21 protein-coding genes and 1 pseudogene are annotated in these 23,258 nt (G+C 68.9%); 11 read left to right on the forward strand and 11 right to left on the reverse strand.

All coding sequences use genetic code 11. The features are described from left to right. Positions 1-5: 5 nt before the first annotated feature. The 3 genes from phnC to phnE are packed head-to-tail and all read left to right on the forward strand — an operon-like array spanning position 6 to position 2,618. Positions 6-800: a phosphonate ABC transporter ATP-binding protein gene (gene phnC, locus ACLL81_RS07040; RefSeq protein ID WP_411287635.1), complete on the forward strand. Its 795-nt coding sequence runs from the start codon at positions 6-8 to the stop codon at positions 798-800. Continuing rightward, positions 797-1,810, forward strand: coding sequence for a phosphate/phosphite/phosphonate ABC transporter substrate-binding protein (gene phnD, locus ACLL81_RS07045; protein ID WP_411287636.1), 1,014 nt, complete (start codon positions 797-799; stop codon positions 1,808-1,810). Before phnC ends, phnD begins: the two co-directional genes overlap by 4 nt. A 28-nt stretch (positions 1,811-1,838) precedes the next feature. Continuing rightward, positions 1,839-2,618 carry a phosphonate ABC transporter, permease protein PhnE gene (gene phnE / locus ACLL81_RS07050; RefSeq protein ID WP_411287654.1) on the forward strand — a complete coding sequence of 260 codons (780 nt, stop codon included), beginning with the start codon at positions 1,839-1,841 and terminating at the stop codon, positions 2,616-2,618. Positions 2,619-2,625: 7 nt separating this feature from the next. On the opposite strand, the gene ACLL81_RS07055 is transcribed toward phnE, so the two are convergent. From ACLL81_RS07055 to ACLL81_RS07070, 4 genes and pseudogenes are all read right to left on the reverse strand, one after another. Further along, the gene (locus tag ACLL81_RS07055) at positions 2,626-3,075 is read right to left on the reverse strand and encodes an NUDIX hydrolase (protein ID WP_411287637.1); all 450 of its coding nucleotides are present in this window, start codon (positions 3,073-3,075) and stop codon (positions 2,626-2,628) included. 252 nt (positions 3,076-3,327) lie between these two features. Next, on the reverse strand, positions 3,328-4,422 hold the full coding sequence (locus ACLL81_RS07060; protein WP_411287655.1) for a glycosyltransferase family 4 protein: 1,095 nt from the start codon (positions 4,420-4,422) through the stop codon (positions 3,328-3,330). A 132-nt stretch (positions 4,423-4,554) separates the two neighbouring features. Beyond that, positions 4,555-4,737: pseudogene (locus ACLL81_RS07065) on the reverse strand (TetR/AcrR family transcriptional regulator); the annotation flags it as partial. Positions 4,738-4,787: 50 nt separating this feature from the next. After that, positions 4,788-5,603, reverse strand: coding sequence for a UDP-2,3-diacylglucosamine diphosphatase (locus tag ACLL81_RS07070; protein WP_411287638.1), 816 nt, complete (start codon positions 5,601-5,603; stop codon positions 4,788-4,790). A gap of 155 nt (positions 5,604-5,758) precedes the next feature. On the opposite strand from ACLL81_RS07070, the gene ACLL81_RS07075 reads away from it, so the two are divergent. Further along, the gene (locus tag ACLL81_RS07075; protein WP_411287639.1) at positions 5,759-6,397 is read left to right on the forward strand and encodes a TetR family transcriptional regulator; all 639 of its coding nucleotides are present in this window, start codon (positions 5,759-5,761) and stop codon (positions 6,395-6,397) included. 3 nt (positions 6,398-6,400) lie between these two features. On the opposite strand, the gene ACLL81_RS07080 is transcribed toward ACLL81_RS07075, so the two are convergent. The 3 genes from ACLL81_RS07080 to ACLL81_RS07090 form a co-directional block, all read right to left on the reverse strand. Beyond that, positions 6,401-7,390: a D-2-hydroxyacid dehydrogenase gene (locus ACLL81_RS07080; RefSeq protein WP_411287640.1), complete on the reverse strand. Its 990-nt coding sequence runs from the start codon at positions 7,388-7,390 to the stop codon at positions 6,401-6,403. A gap of 66 nt (positions 7,391-7,456) precedes the next feature. After that, positions 7,457-9,550 carry a redoxin family protein gene (locus ACLL81_RS07085; RefSeq protein ID WP_411287641.1) on the reverse strand — a complete coding sequence of 698 codons (2,094 nt, stop codon included), beginning with the start codon at positions 9,548-9,550 and terminating at the stop codon, positions 7,457-7,459. Between the two features lie 138 nt (positions 9,551-9,688). After that, entirely contained in the window at positions 9,689-11,467 is a 1,779-nt protein-coding gene (locus tag ACLL81_RS07090) for a DUF885 domain-containing protein (protein WP_411287642.1), read from the reverse strand. 122 nt (positions 11,468-11,589) lie between these two features. Here ACLL81_RS07090 and ACLL81_RS07095 point away from each other — a divergent pair, with 122 nt between their 5' ends. Continuing rightward, positions 11,590-12,999: an amino acid permease gene (locus ACLL81_RS07095; protein WP_411287643.1), complete on the forward strand. Its 1,410-nt coding sequence runs from the start codon at positions 11,590-11,592 to the stop codon at positions 12,997-12,999. Position 13,000: 1 nt separating this feature from the next. On the opposite strand, the gene rfbA is transcribed toward ACLL81_RS07095, so the two are convergent. Genes rfbA through rfbB form a run of 3 tightly spaced genes read right to left on the reverse strand, consistent with a single transcriptional unit; the run spans position 13,001 to position 15,839 of the window. Then, a complete protein-coding gene (gene rfbA / locus ACLL81_RS07100) occupies positions 13,001-13,897 on the reverse strand; it encodes a glucose-1-phosphate thymidylyltransferase RfbA (protein ID WP_411287644.1) in 897 nt (298 codons plus the stop codon). After that, positions 13,894-14,793, reverse strand: coding sequence for a dTDP-4-dehydrorhamnose reductase (rfbD, locus tag ACLL81_RS07105; protein ID WP_411287645.1), 900 nt, complete (start codon positions 14,791-14,793; stop codon positions 13,894-13,896). The genes rfbA and rfbD overlap by 4 nt, the downstream gene beginning before the upstream one ends. Then, a complete protein-coding gene (gene rfbB, locus ACLL81_RS07110) occupies positions 14,790-15,839 on the reverse strand; it encodes a dTDP-glucose 4,6-dehydratase (RefSeq protein WP_411287646.1) in 1,050 nt (349 codons plus the stop codon). The genes rfbD and rfbB overlap by 4 nt, the downstream gene beginning before the upstream one ends. A gap of 248 nt (positions 15,840-16,087) precedes the next feature. Here rfbB and ACLL81_RS07115 point away from each other — a divergent pair, with 248 nt between their 5' ends. Continuing rightward, positions 16,088-17,653: an MATE family efflux transporter gene (locus tag ACLL81_RS07115; protein ID WP_411287647.1), complete on the forward strand. Its 1,566-nt coding sequence runs from the start codon at positions 16,088-16,090 to the stop codon at positions 17,651-17,653. Here the strand turns inward: ACLL81_RS07115 and ACLL81_RS07120 are convergent. Beyond that, positions 17,612-17,923: a serine hydrolase gene (locus tag ACLL81_RS07120; RefSeq protein ID WP_411287648.1), complete on the reverse strand. Its 312-nt coding sequence runs from the start codon at positions 17,921-17,923 to the stop codon at positions 17,612-17,614. The genes ACLL81_RS07115 and ACLL81_RS07120 overlap by 42 nt on opposite strands. Positions 17,924-18,025: 102 nt before the next feature. On the opposite strand from ACLL81_RS07120, the gene ACLL81_RS07125 reads away from it, so the two are divergent. The 5 genes from ACLL81_RS07125 to ribB form a co-directional block, all read left to right on the forward strand. Further along, positions 18,026-18,793 carry a crotonase/enoyl-CoA hydratase family protein gene (locus ACLL81_RS07125; RefSeq protein WP_411287649.1) on the forward strand — a complete coding sequence of 256 codons (768 nt, stop codon included), beginning with the start codon at positions 18,026-18,028 and terminating at the stop codon, positions 18,791-18,793. A 107-nt stretch (positions 18,794-18,900) separates the two neighbouring features. Next, positions 18,901-20,235 carry an acyl-CoA dehydrogenase family protein gene (locus tag ACLL81_RS07130; protein ID WP_411287650.1) on the forward strand — a complete coding sequence of 445 codons (1,335 nt, stop codon included), beginning with the start codon at positions 18,901-18,903 and terminating at the stop codon, positions 20,233-20,235. Positions 20,236-20,302: 67 nt separating this feature from the next. Then, a complete protein-coding gene (locus ACLL81_RS07135) occupies positions 20,303-22,024 on the forward strand; it encodes a class I adenylate-forming enzyme family protein (protein WP_411287656.1) in 1,722 nt (573 codons plus the stop codon). Further along, positions 22,021-22,587: an NADPH-dependent FMN reductase gene (locus tag ACLL81_RS07140; RefSeq protein WP_411287651.1), complete on the forward strand. Its 567-nt coding sequence runs from the start codon at positions 22,021-22,023 to the stop codon at positions 22,585-22,587. Before ACLL81_RS07135 ends, ACLL81_RS07140 begins: the two co-directional genes overlap by 4 nt. Continuing rightward, a partial coding sequence (gene ribB, locus ACLL81_RS07145) for a 3,4-dihydroxy-2-butanone-4-phosphate synthase (protein WP_411287652.1) occupies positions 22,587-23,258 on the forward strand: 672 nt, incomplete at its 3' end. The genes ACLL81_RS07140 and ribB, both read left to right, overlap by 1 nt.

A 23,258-nucleotide genomic window follows, 5' to 3' on the forward strand; every position in this document is an offset into this window, starting at 1 on the left:
TCTCCATGTCCGACGCCGCCGTTCTGTCCATACGGAACGCCTCGAAGACCTTCGGCCAGCGCCGCGCCCTGGACCAGGTCTCGCTTGAGGTCCGCAAGGGCGAGATGATCGCCCTGATCGGCCCGTCGGGGTCCGGCAAGTCGACCCTGCTGCGCTCGATCAGCGGCCTGCAGACCATCGACGGCGGCGAGGGCCGCATCGATGCGTTCGGCGGCTCGGTGCAGCAGAACGGTCGCATCGCCGGCGACGTGCGCAAGACCCGCACCCGCATCGGCATGATCTTCCAGCAGTTCAATCTGGTCGGGCGTCTGACCCTGTTCAACAATGTGGTGCTGGGGTCCCTGGGCCGGATCAACCCGATCCGCGGCTTCCTGGGTCTGTGGCCCGACGAGACCAAGATGGCGGCTATGGCGGCCATGGGCCGGGTCGGCGTGGCCGAGTACGCCGCGCAGCGCGCCAACACGCTCTCCGGCGGCCAGCAACAGCGCGCCGCCATCGCCCGCGCCCTGGTGCAGAAGGCCAAGGTCATCCTGGCGGACGAGCCGGTGGCCTCCCTCGACCCCGTCGCGGCGCGCAAGGTGATGGACATCCTGCGCGAGCTCAACCGCACTGACGGCCTCACCGTCTTGGTCACCCTGCACCAGGTGGACTACGCCCTGCGCTATTGCGACCGCGTGGTGGCGCTGAAGGCCGGCAAGATCGTCTACGACGGGCCCGCCAGCGGGCTCGAGCAAGCACAACTGGTGGACATCTACGGACCCGAGTTCGAGGACGTCTTCTGGGAAGGAGCGCCCAAATGATCCGCCGCCCCCTCATCGGCGCCGCCCTGTTCGCGGCGCTTGCCCTTGCCGGCTGCGGCAAGGCGGACGCCCCCGCCTCCGGCGAGGCTCCCAAGGTGATCAACTTCTCGATCCTGGCGACCGAGAACTCCACCAGCCTGGAAACCCTGTGGAAGCCGGTGCTCGCCGACATGGAGACGTCGATCGGCATCCCGGTGAAGCCGTTCTACGGCTCCAACTACACGGCCCTCATCGAGGCCATGCGGTTCGGCCAGACCGATGTGGGCTGGTTCTCCAACCTCTCCGGCCTGGAAGCCATCCGCCGGGCCAACGGCGAGGTGTTCGCCCGCACCTTCGATCCCTCCGGTGACGACGGCTACCGCTCGGTGATCATCGTGCCGGCCGCCAGCAAGACCACCCTGGAAGACCTCCTGCGCTGCGACCGCAAGCTCACCTTCGGCATGGGTGACGCCAAGTCGACCTCCGGCACCCTGGCGCCGATGACCTACCTGTTCACGCCGCGCAACATCCAGGTCGCCAACTGCTTCAGCACGGTGCGCCAGGGCAATCACCAGTCGAACCTGTTCGCTGTGGCGAAGGGGGTGCTGGACGCATCCACCAACAATTCCACCGCCATCCGCCTGCAGCGAGAACGCGGCTCGCCGGTGGCCGACCAGATCCGGGTGGTCTGGGAATCCCCCAAGCTGCCGGAGGACCCGATCGTTTGGCGCAAGGACCTGGACCCCGCGGTCAAGGAGAAGCTGCGCCAGTTCTTCCTCACCTACGGCACGGGCGAGGGCGCGGAGGCGGACCGCCAACGCAAGCTGCTCAAGCAGATCTCCATCGGCGGCTTCAAGCCGGCCGACGCCAACCATCTCCTCCCGGTGCGCGAGATGGAGGCGACAGAGGCCCTGGAACTGGCCAAGAACGCCGGCGACCAGGCCAAGGTCGGCCCGGCCCAGAAGGCGCTGGACGACATCCGCGCCGAGCGGGCCCGCCTCGACGCCAAGACCGGCCAACCGGTCCAGTAAGCCCGTGACCGTCGCCCCGCCTGACCTGATGAAGCCGCCGACCCGGCCCCTGTCGCAACGGGTGTTCGACATCCTCCTGTGGGGCGGCATCGCTGTGATGCTGGTGGCCGCCTTCGGGCCCGCCGAGATCGACAAGGTGCCGAAGCTGTTCTCCAACTCCGAGAACATGCGCCAGTTCGGTCGCGACTTCATGCGCCCGGACTTCGCCGAGTGGCGGCTCTACGTCGCCCAGATGTGGCTGACGGTGCAGATCGCCATGTGGGGCACATCCCTGGCCATCGTGCTGGCCATTCCATTGGGCTTGCTGGCGGCGCGCAACACCTCGCCGACCTTCATCCAGCTTCCCGTGCGCCGGATCCTCGACGTGATCCGCTCGGCGCCCGACCTGGTCATCGGTACTGTCTTCATCGTGGCGGTGGGTCTGGGCCCCTTCGCCGGCGTCATGGCGCTCACCGTCAACACCTCAGGCGTCCTGGCCAAGCTGTTCTCTGAAGCCGTGGAGTCCATCGACAAGGGCCCGGTCGAGGGCGTGCGAGCCACTGGCGCCACCCGGCTGCACGAGGTGATGTGGGGGGTGATCCCACAGGTTGCGCCGCTGTGGACCTCCTATGCGCTCTACCGGTTCGAATCCAACAGCCGCAGCGCCACGGTGCTGGGCCTGATCGGGGCCGGCGGCATCGGCCAGATCCTGTTCGACAGCCTGAACAGCTTCGCCTACTCCCGCGTCGCAGCCATCGTCATCGTGATCATCGTCGCGGTCAGCCTGATCGACCTCCTGTCGCAGACCATCCGCAGCCGGCTGCTCTGACCCACTGCTAGGGCTTGAACGCGGCCAGCAGGGCGCGCAGTTCCGGCTCCTCAACCAGCTCCAAGGCTGCGGGGGCATTGGTCCATTGTTTCTCGCGCTGGGCTTTTTCCGGCCATTGGTCGCGCTCACGGGCGACCTCCAAGGCATAGACCGACACCCGCACATGCTGCAGCCGGCCACTGCGCAGGCGCTTGTCGTAGTGGAACACGCCGATCGGCTTCTTGCTCAGCGCGCCCTCGACGCCGGCCTCCTCCATCGCCTCGCGGGCGGCAGAGGGGCCGGACTTCAGCCCCTTGATCGGCCAGCCCTTGGGGATCACCCAGCGCCGGGTCTCCCGCGAGGTGATCAGCAGGATCTCGACAACCCCGTCCGCGGTCCGCCGCCAGGGCAGGGCGGCGTACTGGGCGCGGGGCTCGCGGTCCGGTTCGGCGGGGCGGTCGCGGTTGTGCTTCGGCATCGCCTCAGCCCCCAGCGCGCGGGTTCGACGGGGGAAATGTCCTCAGAACACTGATCATCTCGCCACGCCCTAAGCGGATGCGCGCGCCCTGTAAACCGTCGGGTCGCCGCAGGGCGGACCCGGCTGTCACAAGAGGATATTCAAACCGTGGCGTGGCTGTTGCTCGAGCGGCCTAGTCCGGGTCGGACATCGTCCAAACCCCCCAACTCGCGCCGCGCCTTCCCCCGGGCTGCGGCGCTTTTCTTTGGACACTTAGGCTTCCGGCCGGCGGCGGCGCACCCGGGCCAGGCGGCGCAGCCGGCGCCAGAACCGCGTCTTTTCCGGCTCTGGATAGGGCTGCAGGTTGCGCACGAAGTCCTCGGCGCAGGCCCGCCAGGAGAAGGTCTCGGCGAAGGCGCGCACCCGCTTGCGGTCCAGTTTCAGGGCGTCCAGGCAGGCTTCGCGCAGGCCTTCGGTGGCGCTGCCCGCCAGCACGCCCGCCTGTGACCCAGGGATGATATCGATGGGCCCGGGCGCAGGATAGGCCGCCACCGGCGTGCCTGCCGACATGGCCTCCAGGATCACCAGTCCGAAGGTGTCAGTGAGCGAGGGAAACACGAACACGTCGGCGCAGGCGTAGTGGGCCGAGAGCTCCTCGCCGGACTTGGAGCCCACGAACTTCGCGTCGCGGTACTTCGACTGCAGCTCCTCCTTTTGAGGCCCCGGCCCGACGATCACCTTGGTGCCTGGCAGGTCCAGGCCCAGGAAGGCCTCGATGTTCTTCTCCACGGCCACGCGGCCGACATAGAGGAAGACCGGCCGCGCCAGCCCCTCGAAGACATCGGCGTCACCCTTGCGACGGGCGCCGAACACCTCGGTGTCGACGCCCCGCGACCAAGCCGAGATGTTGCGGAAGCCGTGCTGCTCCAGCTCGTCGCGCATGGTGGGCGTGGCCACCATCAAGCGCCCCGAAGGCTTGTGGAACCACTTCATGTAGGCATAGCCCGCGGCCAGCGGCAACGGCAGGCGGGCCGAGACATATTCCGGGAACCGGGTGTGGTAGCTGGTGGTGAAGGGCAGCTTCCATTCCACGCAGATGCGCCGCGCCGCCAGGCCGATGGGGCCTTCGGTGGCGATGTGGATGGCCTCGGGCTCGAAGGCCTTGAAGCGCTCCTGCACCGGCTCATAGACGCCGATGGCCACCTTGATCTCAGGGTATGTGGGCAGCGGGAAGGTCTTGAACTGGTCGGGGCTGATCACCTCGACGGAGTGGCCCATGCCGCGCAGCTCCGCGACCACCCGGGTGAGCGTGCGCACCACACCGTTGACCTGCGGCTCCCAGGCGTCGGTGGCCAGCAGGATGCGCATGGGCCGCTTGGTGTCGCGCGGCGCGGTTAGGGCGTCGCGCAGCCGCGCTGGGGAGCGCGGCGCCCGCGGCCGCCCAGGCGCCGCCACCGCCTGGTTCTGCATCCAGGCCCAGAAGGACCCCAGCAGGGCCTCCTTGGTGGGGAAGTGACGATAGACCGTCCGCTCCCCCAGGCCCGCTTCCTTGGCGATCTCGGCGAAGCCCAGGTCCTCCAGCGAACGGGTCTCGAGCTGGCGGGCGACGGCGCGCAGGATCTGTTCGCGGGTCTCCTCCCGCTGCCGGTCGCGCAGGTTGGGGGTGGTGGCCGGGGTTTTCATGACAGCCGCACCGTCACAATTTCTCGGGCCAAGTCAATCGAGGTGGAGGCTCAGGCGGCCAGGGGCTCGGCCAGCGGCCTGGGCGCCTCCACCGTCCGGTCGATGGCCGACCAGGAGCGCAGCTTGGCCCACTCCAGGATCTCCAGCCGGCCATCCGGGTGTTCGACCAGCGCGGTGCAGCTCTCCACCCAGTCGCCGTCGTTGATGTAGGTGATCCCGTCGATCTCGCGCATCTCGGCCTTGTGGATGTGGCCGCAGATCACCCCGTCGACCCCGCGCCGGCGGGCTTCCTCGGCCACCGCCCCCTCGAAATTCTCGATGAAGTGCAGGGCGTTCTTCACCCGGGTCTTGAGGAAGGCCGACAGGCTCCAGTAGCCGAAGCCCAGCCGTCGCCGGACGCGGTTCATCAGGGTGTTGGCCGCCAGGATCGAGCGATAGGCCCAGTCGCCCAGCAGGGCCAGCCAGCGGGCGTGCTGCACCACCCCGTCGAACTCGTCGCCGTGGGTGACCAGGAAACGCCGGCCGTCGGCGGTCTCGTGGATGCAGTCGCGGGCGACCACCACGCCGCCGAAGTGGACGCCGCAGAAGTCGCGGATGCGGTCATCGTGGTTGCCGGGCACATAGGTCACCGCCACGCCCTTGCGCGCCAGCCTGAGGAACTTCTGCACCACGTCGTTGTGGCTCTGCGGCCAGAACCAACCGCCTTTCATCTTCCAGCCGTCGATGATGTCGCCCACCAGGTAGAGATGGTCGCACTCGATGTGGCGGATGAAGTCGAGGAGCAGCTCCGCCTGGCAGCCGCGGGTCCCCAGGTGAATGTCGGAGATGAAGACGCTGCGATAACGGCGGAGTCCCGGGTCGGTCACTGGGCGCCCTCGAAGCCTATATTTCCACCAACTGGCTAGGGTGATTGCATGTCAGTTCCGTGAAGGCCCTTGCGCGGCTGGCGCGGCCTTCCCTTGTCCTGTTAGACATTGAAGCCAGAGCGCGCCTCCCCAGGCCGTTCGCAACATTGGGTCCGATGGACGCCCGAACCTATCCGGCGAAGGCGACGCCGAAGTCGCTGAGAACGCGCGCACGCATCCTCGACGCGGCCATGCGGCTGTTCGCCGAGGTGGGCTACCACGCCGCCACCAACGCCATGATCGCCGACCAGGCCAAACTGACCCGCGGCGCCATGCTCTACCATTTCGCCAGCCGCGAGGAGCTGGTGGAGGCTGCGGTGACCCATATCGAGGTGGAGCGCGCCCGGCTGTTCGAACGCGCGGCCGACCCCGCGGCCGCGGCCGGCATGGACGCCGCCGAGCACGCCATCGACGCCTACTGGAAGCTGCTGCACACCCGCCCCTTCGCGGCCTTCGCCGAACTGGAGGCGGCCGCCCGCACCGATCCGATGCTGCGCGAGCGGCTGGCCGCGGCGCAGAGCGCCTTCGACCACGCCCAGCTGGGCGGCGACCGTTTCGGGGCCCTGGTGCAGGCCGGCGCCGACCCGCGCTTCCAGGCCAGCCGCGACCTGGGCCGCTTCCTGCTGGAGGGCCTGGCCAAGGGCGCCATGACCTATGACGAGCCGGCCCGGCGCGCTCGGCTGCTGGCGGTCGTCAAGCGCGCGGTGCGCATGCTGAACCGCAAGGGCGACATCCAAGAGCTCTGGACAGAGTAGCCCTCAGCCGCTCAGCACGTCCTTGGGGTCGGCCTGGTTCAACAAGGGCTCGCCAGCCACAAAGCGCCGTAGGTTCTCCAGGAAGAGCTGGTCGTTGCGGACGTTCTGGCCGTCGGCGACCCCGGAGGCATGGGGCGTCAAGCTGACCCGGGGGTGGCCCCAGAACGGGCTGTCGGCGGGCAGCGGCTCGGTCTCGAAGACATCCAGCACCGCATGCTCGGGCACGCCTCGGTCAAGGGCGGCCAGCAGCGCCGGCTCGTCCACCAGCCCGCCGCGGCCCACATTGACCAGCACCGATCCCGGCCTCATGGCCGCGAAGAAGGCCTCATCGGCCATGTGCCGAGTTTCCGGCGTCAGCGGCGCGCACAGCACCACCACATCGGCGTCGGGAAGCAGGCGAGGCAGATCGGACAGGGCGGCGATGGCCTCGGCGGCCGGATGCGGGGCCGGGTTGCGGCGAACGCCGGTGACATGGGCGCCGAACGCCCGCGCCCGTTCGGCCACGGCTTGGCCGATGGCGCCGAAGCCAATGATCAGCCAGCGCGACCCGATGATCTCGCGAAAGGCCACGCGGCGCCACGCCGCCCGCGCCTGGGCGGCGCGCCGCTCGGGGCCATGCTGGAAATGGTCGAGAACCCCGGCCAGCACATATTCCGCCATGCCGATGGCCTGGCCGTGGCTGGTGGTGAGCGTGACGCCCTTGGTGACCAGCTGGCCGAAGATGGGGTGGTCGAAGCCGGCCGCGGCGCTCTGCACCCAGCGGACGCTCGGCGCCTTGAGGATCGCCACGGCGAAGTCGCGCCCAGCCTTGCCGGCCCACAGGTCGGCGTTCATCCAGGCGGCGTCGGGGCGGGCGTCGTCCACCGCAAGCGGCTGGCCGCCCAGGGTGATCTGGCCGTCCGCACTCATGAGCAGCGGCTCGACCGCCGGGCGGTGCGCCGCGATGTCCGCCTCTAGCCGGCGGAACGAAGGTTCGTAGATCAGCAGGCGCATCGGTCGGTCCCCGGTCACTCGCAGAGTATCCGGGGACCGACCTGAAGCGCCAGAGCGTGAGCGCGTCTAGCGCCCGCCGCCCGCCTTGCCGGCGGCGGGCGCCGCCGGAGCAGGGGCCGCCTGGGCGGTGTCGCCGCCGCGGCGGCGACCGCCGCCCATCATCGCCTGGGCCACGGCCAGTTCGACCTTGTCGATGCCGCCGTCATTGTTCTTGTCGAGCACGGTGAAATACTTGCCGAGCGCGTCGCCCATCTGGCCCTTGAGTTCGGCCTTCTGGACCTTGTTGTCGATGTTGTCGTCCAGCATGCCCATCATGCGACCGCTGTTCAGCGCCTGTTCGTAGTCCACCTGGCTGTTGGAGGTCTCGTCGGTCCAGCGGAAGCGGATGGCAGTGTAGAGCATCTCTTCCCAGGACTGGTCGCCCCAGACGATCTGCTTGGTCGGGTCCGGGTTGGCCGGGTTGCGCTTGGAGTTGTCGTAGACGTAGTGCGCGATCAGCTTCGAGCCCGCCGGGATCTTGACCGGTTCGGCGAAGGTGTAGTGACGCTGCCAGTTGAAATCGTAACGCGGCAGGGACAGCAGCATTTTCTTCTTGCCGTCCGGGTACTGGATCCACAGGTCCGACGAATAGGCGCGGTAGTGGGCGTGCGGGAAGGCCGAGTAGAGCAGGGCGTCCTTGGGGAACTCGACGTAGGCGACTTCCTTGTGGCGCGCCTCGCCGGGCGGCAGGACGATCGAGTTGTCCACGATCACCGAGTTGCGCATGACCAGCTCGGGCTTCTTGTCGTGGAAGTAGAGCGCAATCTGGCTCTTGTCCGTCGCTTCCTTGCCGAACGGCGTGTAGTGCGCCTGGACGCCGATGGCGCCGCCCGGGGGCAGGTAGGTGCCGGCGTTCTTCGGGGCGATCTCGGACTCCGAGCCCACCGCATAGCCGCCGACCGAGGAGCCCCAGCGGCTCTCGTTGGCCGCGCCTTTGGGGATATCCTTCATGTAGCCGGTGAGCAGGTGGTGCACGCCCTGGCGCTGGCTCACCTTGACGGTGGAAGCGCGGATCCACTTGCCTTCGGTCAGCGGGTTGACGATGTGCGGCCGCTGGTAGTCCACCACGCCCGACGCCGGGATCGTGTAGGACGGCACGTTGAGGATCAGGTCGGGCTTGCCCAGGGGCCACTCTTCGGCGACCCGGCGCTTGGCGGCCAGGGGATCTGCGCCCTCGCCGCGCGGCGAGCCGGCCTCGATCCAGTGGACCAGGGTCTTCACCTCAGCCGCCGTCAGGTTCTTGTTGTCGGAGAACTTGTTGGTGTGCGGATCGGCGTTGTAGGGCGGCATCCGGTCGGTGCGGATCACCTCGCGGATCATCGGCGAGAAGCCCTTGACCATGTCGTAGTTGGTCATGGCGAAGGGGCCGATGCCGCCTTCCTGGTGGCAGGCCACGCAGTTGGCCTCAAGGATCGGCGCCACCTGCTTGGCGTAGCTGATCTTGGTGTGCATCGCCTGCTTCGCCCGCTCGGGGAAGTCGACGAGGCAGCCGGGGCTGGCGCGGTTGGCGGCCATGGCCATACGGCCGGCCAGCACCGCTTCGATGGCGTCGGATCCCCAGGTGTGGGTCGCCTTGGCCTTCTGCGTCCCGTAGTCGAGCCGGTCGTCCAGCGGGCCGCGATAGGCGACCTTCCAGGTCTTCGGATCGATGACGAAAATCTCCGCCGTACGGGTCACGCCCAGAGATTCACCCACCAGCTGGTGGGGGTCCATCAGGATTGGCATGGTGACGCCGAACTCCTTGGCCTCCTTGGCGACCGCCTCGCGGCTGTCCTGGAGGTTGGAATTCAGCATCAGGAACTCGACGCCCTTGCCAGCGTAGGCGGCTTCCAGGGTCTTCAGCGACGGGCCCATGTTGCGCACGATGGGGCAGCCATTGCCGTGGGTGATGATCACCACCGCCTTGGCGTCGGCCAGGCGATAGAGCTCATGGGCCTCCATGTTCTGGTCGACCAGCATGAAGTTGTCGACGGTCGCCGGCATGGCCACGGTCGCGGTCTCGGTCGTCGACGCGACCGAGGCGTTCTGCAGCGCGTTCGGCGCGGCGCCATCGCTGGTGCAGCCGTAGAGCAGGCTAGCGCTGGCCAGCGCGCCCAGCACGGAAAAGCGTGCGATACTCATGGTCAAATTCTCCCCTGGACCTTCGAAAATCGGGCGCGAACGGTGCGCGCCCCAAGGCCGTGTCCGGTCCCTCGAAAAAAGCGATATTCCCAAAATACTTGATCAGGGCCACGTTGCCAGATTATTTCTGATCAACGTTCAGGGAGCGCTGTGCGGCGACGCTCGTTCAGCTGCAATCCAGGCATCGACGCGCTGTTCAAGTAGCGCCAGGGGCAGGGCGCCGTTGAGCAGGACGGCGTCGTGGAACCGCCGGATATCGAACCGTTCGCCCAGTGCTTCGCGGGCTTTCTGGCGCAAGGCCAGGATCTTCAGTTCGCCCACCTTGTAGGCCAGCGCCTGGCCAGGCCAGGAGACGTAGCGGGCCAGTTCCACCTCGATGTTGAGCGGGCTGAGCGCGGTGTTGTCGGTGAAGCAGGCGCGGGCCTCCTCCAGGCTCCAGCCCAGCCAGTGGATGCCGGTGTCGGCGACCAGCCGGCAGGCCCGCCACATCTCGTACGACAGCTTGCCGAACCGCTCGTAGGGGTCGCGGTAGATGCCCATCTCCCCGGCCAGGGTCTCGGAATAGAGTCCCCAGCCCTCGGTGAAGGCGGTGACCCCGGCGTTGCGCCGATAAGCCGGCAGGTCACTTAACTCCTGAGCCAGGGCGATCTGGATGTGGTGGCCGGGCGCCGCCTCATGGACCGTCAACGCCGGCAGCTCATAGAGTGCCCGCTGGTCCAGGTGCGAGGTGTTGACCATATAGCCGCCGGCGACGCCCATCTTCGGGCTGCCGGAGAAGTAGCGCCCGGTGGTGTAGGCCTCCTCGATCTCCGCCGGCACCGGCCGCACGCCATAGGAGAGCCTGGGCAGGGTGGCGAAGTAGCGGGGCAGCCGGTCGTCCACCCGCTTGGCGATTTCCGACGCCTTCTCCAGCAGTTCCTGCCGCGACCTGGCGTAGAACCTCGGATCTGAGCGCAGCATGGCGAAGAACGCCGCCAGGTCCCCGGCGAACCCGGTCTCCGCCATCACCTTGCCCATCTCCGCGCGGATGCGCGCCACCTCGGATCGGCCCAGGGCGTGGATCTGGGCCGGGGTCAGGTCGGTGGTGGTGTGGTCGCGAACCGCCCAGCGGTAGTAGGCCTCCCCGCCGGTGGCGGACCGCACGCCCAGGCCCTTGCGGCTGGCGGGCAGCACCTCGCGCTCCAGGAAGGTGACGAACTGCCCCTGGACCGGCCGGATCTGGTCGCGGATCACCCCGGCGGCCTGGCCGCGCAGAATATCCCGCCGCGCCTTCGGCAGTCGCGCGGCGGCGTCGTCGAAGGGCTGCAGCAGGGGGTCGCGGTCGACGGGCCGGGCGGCGGCGGCGCGGGCGCGCGCCAGCACCGCCTCGTTGGTCATCCGCGCCTGGGTGAAGCCCTGTCTGGCGCCCCGGCGAGCGTTCTCCATGCCCGCAGCGTAGTGGCCGGGCACGGCGCGCAGCCGGGTGATCCAGGCGACAGCGTCCGCCTCGCTGTCGATCGACGTGGTCGACGCCAGGTAAGTGATCGCCTGGTCGAAGCCGCTGTCGCTGGAGAAGGCCAGGCGCGCCTCGTCCAGCGCCAGACCCCGCAGACGTCCTTCCAGTTCCCAGGCCAGGACGTCGCGGTTGAGCCGCTGGCCCGTTGACAGGCTGGCCGTCGACACCGCGCCCAGCCGGCCGCGGAAGGCCTCCAGGGCGGCCATGCGCCGTTGGTCGCCAGCCAGGCTGATGTCGCTCAGCCGGGCCAGCGCCGCGCGGTCGCCCTCCCGGGCCGCCTGGCCGGGGTTCTCGGCCCGCTCGAAGGCGTCGTAGTCGGCGGCCAGACTGGCCATGGCGGCGTCCTGGGCCAGGGCGGGCGGGGCGGCCAGGGCGGGCGGGGCGGCCAGGGCGAGGACGGCGGCGAGGATCAGGCGGCGCATGGGCTCTCCGGCTTGGTGGCGGCGGCCAAGCTGGCCCATGCCGTGCCGAACGCCAAGAGGGCGCGAGGCTTGTCCCGCCAAGGCGGAGCAGGCCATGGTGGCGCTCGCAGCCCGGAGGGATCATGAGCTTCGCCACACGCCGAAGGCCCATCGAGGCCGGAGCCCGCGCCGACGGCCAGGCGCGCCTGAAGGCGACGCTCGGCTGGCCCCACCTCATGGCCCTGGGCATCGGCGCGATCATCGGCACTGGGATCTACACCCTGACCGGGGTGGCCTCGGGCCTCGCCGGCCCGGCGGTGATCCTGTCCTTCGCTATCGCCGGTTCGGTCTGCGCCTTCGCCGCCCTCTGCTACGCGGAGATGGCCACCCTGATCCCGCAGGCGGGCAGTTCCTACACCTACTCCTATGCGGTGCTTGGCGAGTTGGCGGCCTGGATCGTCGGCTGGAGCCTGATCCTGGAATACACCGTGGTCTGTGCGGCGGTCTCGGTGGGTTGGGCGGGCTATGCGGCGGGCTTGATCCAGAGCGCCGGCTGGGGCGTGCCCGCGGCCCTCTTGGCCGGTCCCGAGGCCGGCGGCCTGGTGAACCTGCCCGCCGTAGTGATTGCCCTGGCCGTCACCGGCATGCTGCTGGTGGGCACCCGGGAAAGCGCCACGGTCAATTTCGTGCTGGTGATTGTCAAGCTGGTGGCCCTGGCCGGGTTCGTGGCGCTGACCCTGCCGCACTTCGATGCGGCCAACTTCCAGCCCTTCGCGCCCTTCGGCTACGGCGCCCAGGCCAGCGCCGACGGGGTCAAGCACGGGGTGATGGCGGCCGCCGCGATCATCTTCTTCGCCTTCTATGGCTTCGACGCCATATCAACCGCCGCGGAGGAGGCCAAGAATCCCAGCCGCGACCTGACCATCGGCATCATCGGCTCCATGCTGGCGTGCACGGCGATCTACATGGTGGTCGCCGCCGCGGCCCTGGGCGCCTCCCCGTTCGCGGTGTTCTCCAAGAGCGCCGAGCCCCTGGCCTTCATCCTGCGCGACCTCGGCCAGCCGGTGGCCGCCACCTTGATCGCCGGCGCCGCGGTGATCGCCCTGCCCACCGTGATCATGGTCTTCATGTACGGCCAGAGCCGAATCTTCTTCGCCATGGCCCGCGACGGCCTGCTGCCCCGGGGCCTGTCGGCGGTGGGGGCGCGGGGCGTGCCGGCGCCGGTGACCATCCTCACCGGGGTGATCGCCGCCCTGATCGCCGGGGTCCTGCCCCTGGGCGAGATCACCGCTCTGGCCAACGCCGGCACCCTGCTGGCCTTCATCGCCACGGCGGCCTGCATGATGATCCTGCGCCGGCGCAGCCCGGACCTTGCCCGACCGTTCCGCACGCCCCTGTGGTGGCTGGTGGGGCCCCTGGCCATCGCCGGCTGCCTCTACCTGTTCGCCAGCCTGCCGGCCGCGACCATCATCCGCTTCTTTGTCTGGAACGCCCTGGGGGTGCTGGTCTACCTGGCCTATGGCCGCACGAGGAGCCGGCTGGCCAGCGCCTGAGTTATTCCGCGGGCTCGTCGAAGCCCGGCGGCCGGTCGGCCAGTTCCAGCAGGTACTGGCCATAGCCGCTCTTGGCCTGGGCGGCGGCCAGGGTGAGCAGCTGGTCGCGGTCGATCCAGCCGTGGTGGAAGGCGATCTCCTCCAGACAGCCGATGCGCAGGCCCTGCCGCTGCTCGAAGGTGCGGATCAACTCCCCGGCCTGGATCAGACTGTCGTGGGTGCCGGCGTCCTCCCAGGCGAAGCCGCGGCCCAGCAGCTCCACATGCAGCTCGCCGGCCTCCAGATAGAGCTGGTTCAGCGAGGTGATCTCCAGTTCGCCCCGCTCCGAGCGGACCAGCGTCTTGGCCAGCTGACTGGCGCGGCCGTCGTAGAAATAGAGGCCGGTGACCGCGTAGTTGGACTTCGGGTTGGCGGGCTTTTCCTCAATGCCGATGGCGCGACCATCGGGGCCCAGCTCCACCACCCCGTAGCGCTCGGGGTCCTGAACCGGATAGCCGAACACCGTGGCGCCGGCCTCGCGCGCGTCGGCCGAGCGCAGCATCTGGCTGAAGTTCTGGCCGAAGAAGATGTTGTCGCCCAGGATCATCACGCTGGGCTCGCCGCCGACGAAGTCCTCGCCCAGGATATAGGCCTCGGCCAGGCCGCCGGGGGTCGGCTGGATGACGTACTCGAACCGCACGCCGAGCTGAGACCCATCCCCCAACAGGCGCTTGAAGCCAGACTGGTCCTCCGGCGTGGTGATGATCAGCATCTCGCGGATGCCGGCCAGCAGCAGCACCGACAGCGGGTAGTAGATCATCGGCTTGTCGTAGACCGGCAGCAGCTGCTTTGAGACCGCCAGGGTCAACGGGTGCAGCCGGGTGCCGGAGCCCCCGGCCAGGATGATGCCGCGTCTCATGCCACAGGGGTCCCTTGCTCGGCCTTCAGGTCGGCGACGATCTCGGCTAGCGCTTCGCGCCAGGGCCTGGGCGCCACGCCAAAGACGCGCGTGAGTTTGCCGGTGTCCAGGGTGCCGCGGACCGGCCGCCGCGCCGGGGTCGGGCGCTGGGCGGTGGTGATCGCCCCGACGCTCGGCGCCTTGTCGCCCAGGGCTTGGTCGAAAACCGCCTCCGCGAACTCCTTCCAGCTCACCTCGCCGGCGTTGGCGAAGTGAAACAGGCCGAACACCGGGTCGCCCGCCCTCGCGTCCTTGAGGCGCTGGGCCTGCGACAGCACGAACCGGGCCAAGTCCGCGGCCGCGGTGGGCCGCCCGAACTGGTCGTCCACCACCCGGATCGGCTGATCGCCTTGGGCCAGCCGCAGCATGGTCTTGACGAAGTTCTTGCCGTGGCTGGAGACCACCCAGGAGGTCCTCAGCACCAGGGTGCGCGGGCGGATCAGCACCATGCGCTCGCCGGAGAGCTTGAATTCACCGTAGGAATTCACCGGGTTGGTGGGATCGTCTTCCAGGTAGGGCGAGCCCTTGTCGCCATCGAACACATAGTCGGTGGAGAAGTGCACCAGGGCCGGGCCGTCCTCGCCACAGACGCCGGCGATGGCCGCCGGGGTCTCGGCGTTGATCTCGTAGACCAGCTCCCGCTCGGACTCGGCCTGGTCCACGGCGGTGTAGGCCGCAGCCACGATCACCAGGTCCGGTCGCGTCTGGAAGACCAGCCGGGCGGCCAGTTCAGGGTCGGTGAAGTCGCACTCGGCCCGGGACAGGGCGGTGATCGCCACGTCGTAGTCCGGCGCGTTGCGCAGCAGTTCGCGGGCGACCTGGCCGGTGGTCCCGAACTGCAGGATGCGCACGCTCATGCCTTGACCAGGCCCAGGCGCTCGGAGTGGAAGCCCCGCTGGCGGATGCCCTCCACCCAGTCGCCGTTGTCGACGTACCAGCGCACGGTGTCCTCCAGCCCCTCAGCCAGGTTGCGCCGCGGCGCCCAGCCGAGCTCGGCCTGCAGCTTCGAATCGTCGATGGAGTAGCGGAAGTCGTGGCCCGGTCGGTCGGTGACGAAGGCGATCTTGTCGGCGTGGGGCGTGTTGGCCGGGGCGAACCGGTCCAGGTGCTCGCAAAGGGTGCGGATCACCTCGATGTTACGCTTCGTGGAGTCGCCGCCGATGCAGTAGGTCTCGTTCAGCCGGCCCTTCTGCAGCACCAGCAGCAGGGCGTCGGCGTGGTCGTCCACGTGCAGCCAGTCACGCACCTGGCGACCGTCCCCATAGACCGGGATCGACTTGCCCTCCAGGGCCCGGGTGATCACCGTCGGGATCAGCTTCTCGGGAAACTGGAAAGGGCCGTAGTTGTTGGCGCAGTTGGTCAGCACCACCGGCAGGCCATAGGTCCGGCCCCAGGCGCGCACCAAGTGGTCGGCCCCGGCCTTCGACGCCGAGTAGGGCGAGCTGGGGTCATAGGGCGTGTCCTCGGTGAAGTCGCCCTCGTCGCCCAGGGCGCCGAACACCTCGTCGGTGGAGACGTGGTGGAAGCGGAACTGCCCCTGCCGCTCGGCCGGCAGCTCGGACCAGTGCGCCCGGGCGGCTTCCAGCAGGATGGCGGTGCCGATGACATTGGTGCGCACGAAGTCCAGCGGGCCCTCGATGGCCCGGTCGTTGTGCGATTCCGCGGCCAGGTGCATCACCGCGTCCGGGCGGTGGCGGGCGAAGATCGACTGAACGGCGGCGGCGTCACAGATGTCGGCCTGAGCAAAGGCGTAGAGCGGGCTCTGCGCCACGCTGGCGACATTCTCGAGGTTGGCGGAATAGGTCAGGACGTCGAGGTTCACTACCTCGTGGCCGGCGGCGACCGCCATGCGCACCACAGCCGATCCGATGAAGCCGGCGCCGCCCGTAATCAGGATCTTCATGCGGTCTTTCGTAAGCGTTGGCGGCGTCGCGCCGCGCAATGGTCCACCCGTCCCCGCGCCCTCATACTAGGAAACGCGGCGGGCTCAACCCCGCGGACGCCCCGCGATTTTCCGCCGCACCGCTTGAAGGCGGCGCTTTGCGCCTCGTACACTTAAGAGGATATCCCCGAGAAGCCGGGCTGATTTGTCACCGGGCGAGCAGGTCTCGCCGGTCGGCGCGAGTGCGCGCCAGAAGGGAGCTCTTCGCCGTGGAAGCCAAAAAAGACACGGCGGCGAAACCCCCCGGCGGCGCGTGGGCCGGCCGGCGCGGTGGGCCGGACCTGACCACCGGGCCCATCGGCAAGACCCTGATCGTCTTCGCCCTGCCGGTGATGGGCGCCAACATCCTGCAGTCGGTGAACGGCTCGGCCAACGCCATCTGGGTCAGCCACGTGCTGGGCGAGGCGGCGCTTACCGCCATCTCCAACGCCAACCAGATCTTCTTCCTCATGCTGGGTGCGGTGTTCGGCATCACCATGGCCGCCAACATCATGATCGGCCAGGCGATCGGGGCGGACGACAAGGCGCTGGCCAAACGGGTGGTGGGCACCTCCACCATCTTCTTCATCGTGGTGTCCCTGGCCGTAGGCGTGGCGGGCTTCACCCTGACGCCGGCGATCCTCAGCGCCATGGGCACGCCGCAGGACGCCCGCGCCGACGCGATCGCCTACCTGCAGGTTATCTTCGCAGCCATGCCGTTCATCTACTTCTTCTCGTTCATGATGATGGCCCAGCGGGGCGCTGGCGACTCGCGCACACCGTTCTACTTCTCGCTGATGGCGGTGATCCTCGACGTCATCCTGAACCCCTTGCTGATCACCGGCTACGGACCCTTTCCGCGGATGGGCATCGCCGGCTCCGCCACCGCGACGCTGATCTCGCAGACCCTCACCCTGGCGGCCATGCTCGTCTATCTCTACCGCTCGGGCAGCATCTTGGTGCTGCGGCCCAACGAATGGCGCCTGCTGATCCCCGACCTGACCATCGTCCGCACCCTGGTCTTCAAGGGCATGCCCATGGCCTTCCAGATGATGGTCATCAGCCTGGCGGCGGTGACCATGATGACCATGGTCAACGGCTACGGCTCCCAGACCGCCGCGGCCTATGGAGCGGCGGTGCAGCTGTGGACCTATGTGCAGATGCCGGCCATGGCCCTGGGGGCGGCGGTCTCCTCCATGGCCGCCCAGAACGTCGGGGCAGGGCGCATGGACCGGGTGGCCCAGATCGCCCGCACGGGGGTGTTCTACGCGGCGGTCTTCACCGCCACGCCGATCATCATCATCTATTTCGCCGACCCCTTCGTGTTGCGCGCCTTCCTGCCGGCCTCCAGCCCGTCGCTGCCCATCGCCGTGCATATCAACTCCATCGTGCTGTGGGGCTTCATCCCCTTCGGCATGGCGTTCATCTTCTCCGGGATCGTGCGGGCAACCGGCGCGGTCTGGCCGCCGCTGCTGGCCATGATCATCGCGCTGTGGGGCGTGCGGGTGCCGCTGGCCAACGTGCTCACCCCCTACCTGGGCTCAGACGCCATCTGGATCAGTTTCCCGGTCGGCAGCCTGGTCTCCTGCCTGCTGGCGGCCGGCTACTACCGCTGGGGCGGCTGGCGCAAGTCGCGCATGCTGGTCACCCACCCCCGGGGCGAGGCGGCCGACACCGGCATGGGCCCGCCGCAGGGCGTGGAGGAGAGCGAGACCGCCGCCGGCGTCGCCGAGGAGGTCAGGCGTTCGGCTCTGTCAGGGCCGAGTAGGCCACGGTCCGAAGCTCCCGCCGAATAGGATAGGTGGCTCCTCCACCCGGGTCATCAGGGCCACGCAGGTGACCGGCTTGTTCATGGAATAGATGCGAAAGACGGTGTCGTTGGTGAGCGCCGCGCCGCGCTCCAGGTCCCGCTGGCCCTGTACGCTGTGGTGGACCACCTGGCCCTGCCGGGCGAGCACGAACTGGGCGCAGGCCAGGCGGCGGGGGCCGACGTACCCGTCCTGCAGGAACCGGTCGATCCGCTGCAGACGCTCGGCGGAAAATCCCAGAGACTTGGCCTTGCTCATCGCGATCCTCCGGCGCCGGCGCCGGCGCTCGCACCTTTCGCCCTTGCCTTCCGCGCTGTCGCAAGGCCGACCATGCGCCAGCCTGACCGAAGGACCCTAGCCATGCCGACCGTGAGCGCCGAGCGGCGCGACCGCACCCTCATCGTCACCATCGAACGGCCGGAGCGGCGCAACGCCGTGGACGCGGCCACCGCGCAGCAGCTCTACGACGCCTTCAAGGCGTTCGACGCCGACGAGGGCCTCGACGTGGCGGTGTTGCAGGGGCGAGGCGGGGCGTTCTGCGCGGGCGCCGACCTGAAGGCGATCAGCGAGGGCGGCGGCAATCCCATCAAGCCCGACGGCGACTTCGGCCCCATGGGCTGCACCCGCCTGGCGCTGGGCAAGCCGGTGATCGCCGCGGTGGAGGGCCATGCGGTGGCCGGCGGCATCGAGGTGGCGGCCTGGTGCGACCTGCGGGTGGCGGCGGAGGGGGCGGTGTTCGGGGTGTTCTGCCGTCGCTTCGGCGTACCGCTGATCGACCTGGGCACCGTGCGCCTGCCGCGCCTGATCGGCCACTCGCGGGCCATGGACCTGATCCTCACCGGCCGGCCGGTGGGCGCCCAGGAGGCCTATGACATCGGCCTCGCCAACCGCCTGGCGCCCCGCGGCGGGGCGTTGGACGCGGCGCTGGAGCTGGCCGCCCAGATCGCGGCCTTCCCGCAGATGTGCCTGCGCAACGACCGCCTCTCGGCCCTCAAACAGTGGTCGCTCGGCTGGGATGAGGCCCAGGCCTACGAGGTCGAGGTGGGGATGCAGACCCTACATTCCGGTTCCGCTCGGCAAGGCGCCGGACGCTTTGCCGCCGGCCAGGGCCGCGGTGGGGCGTTCTAGTCGCGTCCGAACGCGCGTTTGAAAGGGCTTGCCACGGGCCAAAGCGGAGGCGAACGTACCGGACTTACGAAGAACAAGGCCCGTCAACGGGCCGCCGGGAGGACGCCATGGCTTGGGACTTCGAGACCGATCCGGAATTCCAGAAGAAGCTCGACTGGATCGAGGAGTTCATGCGCGAGGAGGTGGAGCCGCTCTCCCACCTGGGCATGGCGGTGCGTGGCCAGCTCGGCCGGCAGAAGTTCATCAAGCCGCTGCAGCAGAAGGTGAAGGACCAGGGCCTGTGGGCCTGCCACCTGGGCCCCGAGCTGGGCGGCCAGGGCTTTGGCCAGGTGAAGCTAGCCCTGATGAACGAGAAGCTGGGCCGCAATGGCCTGGCCCCCACCGTGTTCGGCTGCCAGGCGCCCGACAGCGGCAACGCCGAGATCATCGCCCACTACGGCACCGACGCGCAGAAGGAACGCTGGCTGCAGCCGCTGCTCAACGGCGACATCCGCTCGGCCTTCTCCATGTCCGAGCCCACCGGCGGCTCCGACCCGCTCACTTTCAAGACCCGCGCGGTGCTGGACGGCGACGAATGGGTGATCAACGGCGAGAAGTGGTTCTCCACCAACGCCCGCTACTCCAAGGTGCTGGTGCTCTACGCGGTCACCGATCCGGACGCCAAGGACCCCTACCGGCGCACCTCGATCTTCCTGGTGCCCACCGACAGCCCCGGGGTCGAGATCTTGCGCAACGTGGCGGTGGGCGGCGGCGGCGAGATCGGCGACGGCACAGAGGGCTACGTCCGCTACACCGACGTGCGCCTGCCCTATGACGCTCTGCTGGGCGACCGCGGCGCGGCCTTCGTCATCGCCCAGGTCCGCCTGGGGGGCGGCCGGGTGCACCATGCCATGCGCACGGTGGGGGCCTGCAAGCATGCGCTGGACCTTATGTGCCGCCGCGCCGTCTCGCGCACCACCCGCGACGGCCGCCTGGCCGACCTGCAGATGGTGCAGGAGCAGATCGCCGACAGCTGGATCCAGCTGGAGATGTTCCGGCTGCTTGTCATGCGCACGGCCTGGCTGATCGACAAGCACAAGGACTACCAGCTGGTCCGCAAGGACATCGCCGCCATCAAGGTGGCCATGCCCAGGGTCTACAACGACATCGCCACCAAGGCCGCCCACCTGCACGGGGCGCTGGGGGTCTCCAACGAGATGCCGTTCATGCACATGGTCACCTCCAGCCTGGTCATGGGCATCGCCGACGGACCGACCGAGGTGCACAAGGTCACCGTCGCAAAGCAGGTCCTCAAGGACTACCGGCCCGACAACGACCTTTTCCCGGCCTATCACGTCCCAAGGCTTCGCGAGGCGGCGGAGAAGCGCTACGCCTCCGAGCTCGCGGAGCTTAAGCAGGCCTACGCCGCCTCGGGCGGAGGCCACGCCAGGGCGCCCGCCTGAGAAGGTCCGGCGTCGGGCGCCGGAGGGTTGGGTTGGAGTTGACCAAGTGACAGACATCTGGCCGGTCATGTCGATCGCGCAGGCCCATGCGCAACTCACCGCGCCGGGCGCACGCTTCGAGATGGAGACGCTGTCCATCTGCGGGATCGACACCCGGGTGTGGAAGAATGCGCCCCCCACCCTGCGCCACGTCTTCCTCAACGGCCGCGCCTTCGCCGATCGTGAATTCCTGGTCTATGAGGACGACCGCGCCACCTACGAGGCCTTCGCCCGCGCGACCCTGACGCTGGCTCACCGGCTGCAGGCCGACGGCGTCAAGAAGGGCGACCGCGTGGCGGTGATCATGCGCAACCTGCCGGAGTGGCCGGTGGTGTTCTGGGCCGCCGTCCTGGCAGGCGCCATCGTCACCCCGCTGAACGCCTGGTGGACCGGGGCGGAGCTGGAGTACGGCCTGGCGGATTCCGGGACCACCGTGGCCTTCGTGGACGACGAGCGGCTGGAGCGCATCTCGGCGCACATGGACGCCTGCCCGCAGCTGACCCGGGTCTACGTCTCGCGGCTGAAGGACACCCCCACCGACCTGCGGGTGCGCCGGCTGGAGGAGGTGATCGGGCCGGTGAACGGCTGGGCCGTCCTGCCGGACCTGCCGCTGCCGGACGTGCCCCTGGGTCCGGAGGACGACGCCACCATCCTCTACACCTCCGGCACCACCGGAAAACCCAAGGGCGCCCTGGGCACCCACCGCAACATGGTCTCGAACATTGGCGCCGGGGGCATCTCCGCCGCCCGCAACTTCCTGCGCGCCGGCCAGCCGTTGCCGGAGAGCGATCCGCACAAGCTGCCGCAGCGCACCACCCTGCTGGTGGTGCCCATGTTCCACGCCACGGGCCTCTCGGCGACGCTCGGCCCGACGATGAATTCCGGCGGCAAGCTGGTGCTGATGCGCCGCTGGGACGCCGAGCCCGCCATGCGGCTGATTGAGCGTGAGCGGATCAACGCCACCGGCGGGGTGCCGACCATCGCCTGGCAGCTCATCGAGCATCCGGCCCGGGCGAAGTACGACCTCTCCTCGCTACAGGCGGTGACCTATGGCGGCGCGCCGTCGGCCCCGGAACTGGTGCGCAAGATCGCCGAGGTGTTCCCCGGCTCCCAGCCCGGCAACGGCTGGGGTATGACCGAAACCACCGCCACCTTCACCTCGCACCTGGGCCGCGACTATGAGAACCGCCCCGACAGCGCCGGCCCCGCCGCCCCGGTGGGCGAGATGCGGATCATGACTCTGGACGGCCTCACCGAGCTTCCCACTGGCGAGGTGGGCGAGCTCTGGTGCAAGGGCCCACAGGTGGTGAAGGGCTACTGGAACAAGCCGGAGGCCACCGCTGAGACCTTCGTCGATGGCTGGCTGCGCACCGGCGACCTGGCCCGGCTGGACGAGGAAGGCTTCCTGTTCATCATCGACCGGGCCAAGGACATGCTGATCCGCGGCGGGGAGAACATCTACTGCGTGGAGGTGGAGAACGTGCTCTACGACCATCCCGATGTAATGGACGCGGCGCTGGTGGGCATTGCGCACAAGACCCTGGGCGAGGAGCCCGCCGCGGTGGTGCACCTGAAGCCCGGCGGCACGGCGACGGAGGCCGAGTTGCGCGCCTTCGTCCGCACCCGGCTGGCGGCGTTCAAGGCGCCGGTGAAGGTGGTCTTCTGGCCCGAGACCCTGCCGCGCAACGCCAACGGGAAGATCGTGAAGACCGAGCTGAAGAAAATTTTCGCAGCCCCGGAGCCGACGTGAGCGGACCCCTGATCGTGGGGATCGGCGGCACCTTCCGCCCGGGCTCCACCACCGAGAAGGCCTTGGCCGTCTCCCTGCGCGCCGCCGAGGCGGCGGGCGCGCGCACCCTCTTGCTGGGCGGTGAGTTCCTGGCCCGACTGCCGATCTTCGACCCCCGGCCTGGCGCCGTCACCGAGGCCCAGACCGAACTGGCCGACGCTATCCGTGGCGCCGATGGAGTCATCGTCGCCACCCCCGGCTATCACGGCTCGCTCTCCGGGGTGATCAAGAACGCCCTGGACACCCTGGAGCTCACCCGTGACGACGCCGCGCCCTATTTCCAGGGACGCCCGGTGGGGACGATCGTGACTTGCGACGGTTGGCAGGCGGCGGGCGCCACCTTGATGGCGTTGCGGGCGATCATACATGCCATGCGGGGCTGGCCGACGCCGTTCGGCGCGGCCCTCAACGCGACGACCAACCTGTTCGACGCGGCCGGTGACCCCTGCGAGGCCAAGGACGCCTGGCAGCTCTCCACCGTCGCCGACCAGATTATGGACTTTGCCAGAATGCGAGCCGGCTGATGAAGCGCCCCTATCTCGTCCCGCCCAACACCACCACGATCCTGGACCGCGACCGCGATTCCTCGGCCATCTCGCCCATCGAGGAGATCATCGAGGACGCCCGCAATGGGCGGCCCTACATCCTGGTGGATGCTGAGGACCGCGAGAACGAAGGCGACGTGATCATCCCGGCGCAATTCGCCACGCCGGACCAGATCAACTTCATGGCCAAGCACGCTCGCGGCCTGATCTGCCTGTCGATCACCGCCGAGCGGGCCCGCCAGCTGCGCCTGTCGCCCATGTCCACCGACAACCAGTCGGGCCACGGCACCGCATTCACCATCTCGATCGAGGCCCGCGAGGGCGTCACCACCGGCATCTCCGCACACGACCGGGCGCACACCATCGCCGTGGCTGTCGACCCCACCAAGGGCGTGCAGGACGTGGTCTCCCCCGGCCATGTGTTCCCGTTGGTGGCCAAGGACGGCGGCGTGCTGGTCCGTGCCGGCCACACCGAGGCGGCCGTCGACATCTCGCGCATGGCCGGCCTCAACCCCGCCGGGGTGATCTGCGAGATCATGAAGGACGACGGGTCGATGGCCCGGCTCCCGGATCTGGTGGCGTTCGCCCAGCTTCATGGCCTGAAGATCGGCGCCATCGCCGACCTGATCGCCTACCGTCGCCGCACCGAG

This window comes from Phenylobacterium sp. (assembly GCF_046590535.1).
GTDB lineage: Bacteria > Pseudomonadota > Alphaproteobacteria > Caulobacterales > Caulobacteraceae > Phenylobacterium.